This window comes from Nocardioides islandensis (assembly GCF_015352455.1).
In the GTDB taxonomy this organism is placed as follows: Bacteria; Actinomycetota; Actinomycetes; order Propionibacteriales; family Nocardioidaceae; genus Nocardioides; species Nocardioides islandensis.
The window spans coordinates 1-7,364 of the sequence record NZ_JADKPN010000026.1; the positions used below are offsets into that span (position 1 = coordinate 1).

At 69.3% G+C, this 7,364-nt stretch carries 7 protein-coding genes; 2 read left to right on the forward strand and 5 right to left on the reverse strand.

Features of this window, described 5'->3' with window-relative positions; genetic code table 11:
- The first annotated feature begins 415 nt into the window (after window positions 1–415).
- On the forward strand, window positions 416–721 hold the full coding sequence (locus tag ISU07_RS23600) for a GIY-YIG nuclease family protein (RefSeq protein WP_194709316.1): 306 nt from the start codon (window positions 416–418) through the stop codon (window positions 719–721).
- Between the two features lie 261 nt (window positions 722–982).
- Here ISU07_RS23600 and ISU07_RS23605 read toward each other — a convergent pair whose 3' ends face one another.
- The 5 genes from ISU07_RS23605 to ISU07_RS23625 are packed head-to-tail and all read right to left on the reverse strand — an operon-like array spanning window position 983 to window position 6,368.
- Window positions 983–1,870, reverse strand: a complete 888-nt coding sequence (locus ISU07_RS23605) for an alpha/beta hydrolase (RefSeq protein WP_194709317.1) — start codon at window positions 1,868–1,870, stop codon at window positions 983–985.
- A gap of 1 nt (window position 1,871) precedes the next feature.
- Complete coding sequence (locus ISU07_RS23610) at window positions 1,872–2,756, reverse strand: alpha/beta hydrolase (RefSeq protein ID WP_194709318.1); 885 nt, start codon at window positions 2,754–2,756, stop codon at window positions 1,872–1,874.
- Entirely contained in the window at window positions 2,753–4,090 is a 1,338-nt protein-coding gene (locus ISU07_RS23615; RefSeq protein ID WP_194709319.1) for a cytochrome P450, read from the reverse strand. Before ISU07_RS23615 ends, ISU07_RS23610 begins: the two co-directional genes overlap by 4 nt.
- A complete protein-coding gene (locus tag ISU07_RS23620; RefSeq protein WP_194709320.1) occupies window positions 4,087–4,566 on the reverse strand; it encodes a nuclear transport factor 2 family protein in 480 nt (159 codons plus the stop codon). The genes ISU07_RS23615 and ISU07_RS23620 overlap by 4 nt, the downstream gene beginning before the upstream one ends.
- A 2-nt stretch (window positions 4,567–4,568) precedes the next feature.
- Window positions 4,569–6,368: a peroxidase family protein gene (locus tag ISU07_RS23625; protein ID WP_194709321.1), complete on the reverse strand. Its 1,800-nt coding sequence runs from the start codon at window positions 6,366–6,368 to the stop codon at window positions 4,569–4,571.
- A 148-nt stretch (window positions 6,369–6,516) separates the two neighbouring features.
- On the opposite strand from ISU07_RS23625, the gene ISU07_RS23630 reads away from it, so the two are divergent.
- On the forward strand, window positions 6,517–6,882 hold the full coding sequence (locus ISU07_RS23630) for a UBP-type zinc finger domain-containing protein (protein WP_194709322.1): 366 nt from the start codon (window positions 6,517–6,519) through the stop codon (window positions 6,880–6,882).
- Window positions 6,883–7,364 lie beyond the last annotated feature (482 nt).

A 7,364-nucleotide genomic window follows, 5' to 3' on the forward strand; every position in this document is an offset into this window, starting at 1 on the left:
GCCACCGTTCTCGGTGGTTGAGGTGCGAGGCCGGCCACGGCCACCGTTCTCGGTGGTTGAGGTGCGAGGCCGGCCACGGCCACCGTTCTCGGTGGTTGAGGTGCGAGGCCGGCCACGGCCACCGTTCTCGGTGGTTGAGGTGCGAGGCCGGCCACGGCCACCGTTCTCGGTGGTTGAGGTGCGAGGCCGGCCACGGCCACCGTTCTCGGTGGTTGACGTGCGAGGCCGGCCACGGCCACCGTTCTCGGTGGTTGAGCTGCGAGGCCCGCCACGGCCACCGTTCTCGGTGGTTGAGGTGCGAGGCCGGCCACGGCCGAGCCTCGAAACCACCACCCGACCTCGCGTGGTGCCGCGGCCATCCACAGGCGCAGACAGAGCAGCAGCGCGCAGAGCATCCCGTCGATGACCATGAGGCATGGCTTACGCGTACATGCTCCGCTGCTCCGACGGCAGCTACTACGTCGGCAGCACCCACAACCTCGAGCTCCGGCTCTGGCAGCACCAAGAAGGTGAGGACGGGGCGTCGTACACACGGCGCCGACGACCGGTCACGCTCGTGTGGTCGGCGGAGTTCGAGCACATCGGTGCGGCATTCGCCTTCGAGAAGCAGGTCCAGGGGTGGAGCCGGCGCAAGCGCGAGGCGCTCATGCGGGGCGACTACGACGATCTGCCGGAGCTGGCGAGTCGACCCACCGCACGGAAGGACCACCCGGAGCAGTAGTGGCTTCGAGGCTCGTCGCTAGCGCTCCTCACACCTCAACCACCAACCACCTCGCTGGTTGAGGTGCGAGGCCGGCCACGGCCAAGCCTCGAAACCACCCCCCACCGCAGACGTGGTTTCGAGGCTCGTCGCTAGCGCTCCTCACACCTCAACCACCAACCACCTCGCTGGTTGAGGTGCGAGGCCGGCCACGGCCAAGCCTCGAAACCACCCCCCACCGCAGACGTGGTTTCGAGGCTCGTCGCTAGCGCTCCTCACACCTCAACCAGCTAAGTGCTCGGCGAAGAACTCGGCGACCTGGTCGGCGTACTCGGTGATGTAGCGGTAGCCCTCGTACCGGCCGGTCGAGGGGTACTTGACCAGGGGCAGGACCCGGGGGGTGGCGGCGACCATGGCCTCGACGTCGGACATGGTGCCCCAGGGGTCGCCGGTGCCCTGGACGTAGAAGCACGTCGTGTTGGTGAGCTGGCGGGCGGCGACGGACGGGTCGGCCTTGCTGGGCAGCGGGGCGCGGAGGGCGGCGTACGCGAGGTCGGTCGGAGGCAGGACGGCGGAGCCGAAGGTCTTGCCGAGGTGGTCCTTGCCGAAACGGGAGATGAACGTGCCCGCGCGGTTGGGCTGGATGAGCATCATCGCCGGGAGCGGCTGGCAGTACGGCGCGGCCTCGAGCGCGGTGTTGCCGCCCATCGACGTGCCGAGGACGCCGATGCGCACGGGGTCGACGTCGGGGCGGTTGCGCAGGTAGGACATCGCGCCGAGCAGGTCGCGGCCCTCCCAGGCGCCGAACGTCATCGGGAAGCGGCGGCCACTGCGGCCGTGGTTGCTCAGGTCGAAGGTCAGCACGTGCATGCCGGCGTCGTGCACGGCCCTGATGGTCGGCAGGAAGTCGACGTCGCGGTCGGTGAACGGCACCAGGCCGGCGACGTTGCCCGTGCGGTTCCAGAGCCAGCCGTGCACGAACACCACGGCCGGCCCGCGCTCGGCTCCTGCCGGACCGGGGAGGAACCACCCCTCGATGCGTACGCCGTCGGTCGCGGTGAAGGAGACGTCCTCGTAGGCGAGGCCGACGTCGGCGGGGTTGCGGGTGATCGGCTGGCGCTGCCCGACCACCATCAGCTTGATCAGCTCGACCGGCCGCGGGAGCCTCATGTCAGAGGTACTCGGCGAAGAACGACGCCACGTCGGGCGCCTGCTCGGTCACGTAGCGGTATCCCTCGTACCGCCCCGTCGACGGGTACTTCACCAGGGGCAGCACCCGAGGCGAGCGGTCGACGAACGACTGCACGATGTCCATCGAGCCCCAGGGGTCGCCGGTGCCCTGCACGTACTTCTGCATGGTGTCGGTGAGCTTGGCGGCGTACACGCCCGGGTCGACGGTGCTCGGACGTGGGGCCCGGGCGGCGAGGTAGGCGACGTCGACCATCGGCAGGCTCATCGACCCCATCTTCCCCATCACGTCGGCCGCGAAGGCCGCGGAGAACTTGTACGGACGCGTCGGCTGGACGAGCAGCATGGCGTTGATCGGCAGGCACTCCCCCGAGCCGATCAGCACGATGTTGCCGCCCATCGAGGTGCCGACCGCACCCACGCGCGAGCCGTCGACGTCGGGGCGGCTCCGGGCGTAGCGGACCGCGCCGACGAAGTCCCGGGCCTCGAACGGCCCGAAGGTCAGCGGCAGCCGGCGGCCGCTCTCGCCGTGGTTGCTCAGGTCGAACAGCAGCACCGAGATGCCCGCGTCGTGGAGGGCCTTGGTCGGCGGCAGGAAGTCGACGTCGCGGTCGGTGAAGGGCACCCGGCCGGCCACGTTGCCCATCCGGTTCCAGAGCCAGCCGTGGACGAACACCACGACCGGCCCCGGCGTACCCGCCGTGACCCCAGCTCCTGGGATGAACCAGCCCTTGAGGTCGACGTCGTCGGTCGACGCGAAGGCGACGTCCTCGTAGGCCAGGCCGGCCTCGCCCGGCGTCCGCGTCACCGGCAGGCGGGCGCCGACCACCATCAGCTTGGTCAGCTCCATCAGCCGCGGCATCTTCACGACACGGCCCCCACCGACGCCGGCGCGAAGTTCACGCGCAGCCCCGACGCGGGCAGCGGGAACAGCTCGTTGGTCAGCGTCAGGTCCTGGGCGGGCAGCGTCCACGTGAGCTTGCGCAGCAGCAGCGTCAGGTACATCTTGATGGCGATCGTGACCATGTCCTCACCCGGGCAGCGGTGGTGGTTGCGTTCACCGTCGCCGTGCGGCACGTAGCTGCCGGGAGCCATCGCCGCCTCTCGCTCGGCGGTGAACCGGTCGGGGTCGAACGTCGCGGGGTCGCCGAACACCTCCGGGTTGCGCATGTTGATGTGGATCGCGCCGATGACGCCCCAGTCCTTGGGCACCTGGTAGCCGCCGATGACCACGTCCTCGACCGCCTTGCCGAAGAACGTCGCGGAGTTCATCGCGAAGAATCGGCGCACCTCCTTGGACAGCTGGCCGAGAAACGTCATCCGCTCGAGCTGCTCGAGCGTGATCTGTCCCTCGGGCGACACCTCGAGCACCTCGGCCCGGGCCCGGTCGCGCAGCTCAGGGCGCTGGCCCAGCACCATCGTCAGCAGGATGAACGGCACGAAGAAGCCGGCCTGGCCCGCGAAGATCAGGTGGCGCACGTCGCCGAGCAGCTTCTCCATGGGGACGCCGTGGCGCGGGGCGGCCGCCACCATGCGCGACACGATGTCGTCGTACTGCTCCGGGTGGTCCACGTGTCGCTGGATCGCCTGCTCGATCAGCACGTCGAGGCGCTTGCGGCCCTTGAGGGCCTTGGCGTACGGCGTGCCGGGGATCGGCAGCGGCAGGATCTGCAGGGAGTACCGCATCGCCGCCAGGATCTCGTTCAGCTCCTCGACGTGGGCCTTCGACCGGTCACCGGTGTAGAGCGCGCCCGTCAGCTCCGCCGATGCCAGCTGGAGGTCGGGCCGGACCGTGACCGTGCCCGACGTCGCCCAGCGGTCCACGTGCGCGCCCCAGACCTGCTGCATGCGCTCGAGGTACGCCGCCATCGCCTCGTCGGTGCGCACCGCCTCCAGCATCACGTCCTTGCGGGCGTGGTGCTCGGGGCCGTCGATGAGCGCCAGCGAGTTGTGGAACATCTGCTCCACCGACACCGGGTCGGTGCCGCCGCGCTGCACCTTCGGGTCGGTGGCGAACTGGTGGAACGCCTCGTGCCCGGACACGATCACGAAGTTGATGCCGAACAGCCGCGTCTTGAAGACGGGGCCGTACTTCGCGAAGTGGTCGCGATAGAACTTGTGGTTGTTCCGCGCGATGCTGAGCGTCTCGCCGATCCACGGGAGCCCGAGCTTGCCCGGCGGGAGGGAAGCAGGACCAGTCACTTCTTGCCCTTCTTGGTGAACCGGTTGACCAGCGGCATGAACGGCTTGGAGGCCCAGGTGGCCCGCAGCACGCGATTGATCATCACCTGGTTCCACTCGTGCAGCCAGTACTCCTTGATCTTGTAGTTCTCGTCGAGGAGGAACAGGCCCGTCGCACGCCCGTCGATCGTCTTGATCGGCAGGTGCAGCTGGTACTTGAGGATGACCGTCGTGTACTGCTCACCGGTGGTGATGTCGAGGACCTGGCCGGTGAAGGTGCCCTCGGTGATGAACCCGGTCAGCGTCCGGTAGAGCTCGACGATGTCGTCGGTGGTCGTGTAGTCGCCGGACAGGAAGTTCTGGCCCGGGTAGTGGATGACGGCATCCGGCGCCAGCAGCTCGCGGAACGTGACCAGGTCGGCCGACATCAGGGCGTCCCAGTAGGTCCTGATGAGGTCGATGCGGGCCTGACGGTCCTGGTCGGCGCTGATGGTCATGGCTACCCCTTCTTCCAGGGCACGAAGGCGTTGTCGACGCCCTCGAGCGCCTTGCGCAGCTCCGGGTAGTGCCGCTCGAGCACGGTGATCATCGAGCTGTCGGCCACCCAGGCGAGGCCGGTCTTGGTGTAGTACTCCTCGGTGAAGCAGTCGGTGAGGAACCGGTCGCTCTTGATGCGGCGCGACGCCATCAGGATGAACACGCGGAACGCCGTGTCGCTGAAGCCGAAGCCCTTCGGCGGCGTCTCGGCGTGCATGCCGATCTGGAGGTCGACGCGCTCCACGTCGCCGTACATGTCCTCGAGCTCCTTGGCCCAGACCGGGTTGTCGGTGAGGTCGGCGAAGGTCTTCGCCGGCGCGAGGTGCAGCTGGCGGCGGAACTCGTTGTACCTCGGCACGCCGCGCTCGCGGTCGCGGAGGATGTCGACGGCGCCCATGTCGAGCTCGATGCCGTCGGGCAGCGTGAGGTCCTGCATCCAGCGCGGGTAGTTGTGCAGGCAGACCGCGCCGGGGTTCTGGATGCCGAAGGAGTAGAAGAGGTCGTGCGCCTGGACGCCGCCGCGGAGCACCTTCTCGGCGTTCATCAGGATGATCTCGTCCATCGCCATGGTGTCCAGGAGGCTGCCGTCGGCCAGCGAGTGCAGCTGGAGCTCGTCGGGCAGCAGGGGGTGCAGGCGGTAGACCGAGACGAACTCCTCGGTCAGCTGGTACGGCGACCCGTGCTGGTTGACCGGCGAGCCCGGGATGCCGCTGAGCTCCTCGTTGCTGCCGACCCGGCCCACCAGCCGGTGCAGCCGCTCGCCGAGCAGGCCCCACCAGTTGGCGCGCATGCCGATCGTCAGCGCCGGGTGCGAGATGATCGCCGGCGTCCACTCAACGGTGTGGATCTTCGCGATGAGAGCGGCGTTCACGAGCTGGGCGGTGCCGAACAGCTCGTCGTCGTCCATGTCCGGGTGCTTCTTCTTGAGGGCGTCGCAGATCGCGTTGTGCTCGAGGCTGAAGAGGGTGTGCAGCATGCCCAGGCCGACCCACCAGTTCTCCGCGAACCCGGTGATGGCCGTGCCCGTCTTGGGGTCCAGGGGCAACCGGCCGTTCTGGATGACCAGCTTGCCGTCGGTGAAGCTGCGGACCCGCTTGCGCTCCTCCTCCGAGCTGCCGTAGATGCTCGAGGAGTCCCACCAGTGGGTGAGCCGGTTGAGGTACGTCGGCGGGAGGTCGGCGTCCTTCTCGGTGCGGGTCGGGTCGGGACGGGTGCGCGGGACGCGCATCGGGTTCTCGTGCCAGGCGTGACCCTCGGGCAGGTCGATTTCGATCGGCACGTCGTTGTCGCGGGCGTGGGAGAACCAGTCGTGGGTCTGGAACTGGATCCACGAGGCCGCCAGCAGGTTGATCGTGGTCGCCGGCGTGAACGTCTCGCGGCGCATCAGCGTGCGGCTGATGGTGTGCGGGTTGGGCGTCATCAGCCCGGGCATCGGCTCCGGGAACGCCTTGTCGAGCGCCACGTTGCGCCCGAACCGGGTGCCGGCCATGCCCATGTCCGGGTCGTCGAGGGCGTTGTACGAGCCGTCCGGCGTGCGGAACCGCGCGGCACCCGCAGGGCACTGGTCGGGCGTCACGCCCGGACGCCGCAGGGTCGGGTCCGGCGTACGCGTGTCGGTCAGGTTCTTGTCGCGCAGCTGGATCCGCAGCGCGACGATGTTCATCAGCGCGACAGGGACGGGCAGCTTGTGCCACGGCCGTCGGCGGTTCAGCCGGGAGAACCCAGAGACGAGGGCGCGGCCGGCGAACGAGGGCTTGGTCATGCAGTCAACTCCCGGCGGGTGGGGCTTCGTCGGGATGCGGCCAACGGTCGCACCGGCGCCATCCTAGGACCGCCGGGAGGCGCGGAACATAGTCCGAACGGGTCCATGCGCACGTGTCTTCAGGAGACGGTCGCCGTAGGTTTCGTACATGCCCGACACGACCGACCCCCGACTCGATCCGAGCATCGATCCGACCGTGCCGCCGAGCGGGCCGGGCTGCGTCGAGTGCGAGGCCGAGCAGGGCTGGTGGTTCCACCTGCGCCGCTGCGCCGCCTGCGGACACGTCGGCTGCTGCGACACCTCGCCCTCGCAGCACGCCACGGCGCACTACGAGGAGACCGGCCACGCGGTGATGCGGTCCTACGAACCCGGTGAGGAGTGGTTCTGGGACTTCTCCCGCGAGGTCGCCTTCCTCGGCCCCACCCTCGCCGACCCCCAGCACCACCCCGTCGCCCAGGACGTCCCCGGCCCCGAGGGCCGGGTACCGGACGACTGGGAGCGGTACCTGAACTGACCCGCGTGTCGACGCCCACCCGCTGGTCGAGGAGGGCCGAAGGCCCGTCACGAGACCATCCTCCGCAGGTCGAGGAGGGCCGAAGGCCCGTCACGAGACCCCGCCACCCGACCGCACACCCCTCTCACCAGGTCTCGTGACGGGCGCCAGGGCGCCCTCCTCGACCAACGAGCCTGCGCCCCGGGTTCACCGCATCACCCACCGCAGGTCGAGGAGGGCCGAAGGCCCGTCACGAGACCCCGCCACCCGACCGCACAACCCTCTCACCAGGTCTCGTGACGGGCGCCAGGGCGCCCTCCTCGACCAACGAGCCTGCGCCCCGGGTTCACCGCATCACCCACCGCAGGTCGAGGAGGGCCGAAGGCCCGTCACGAGACCATCCTCCGCAGGTCGAGGAGGGCCGAAGGCCCGTCACGAGACCATCCTCCGCAGGTCGAGGAGGGCCGAAGGCCCGTCACGAGACCCCGCCACCCGACCGCACA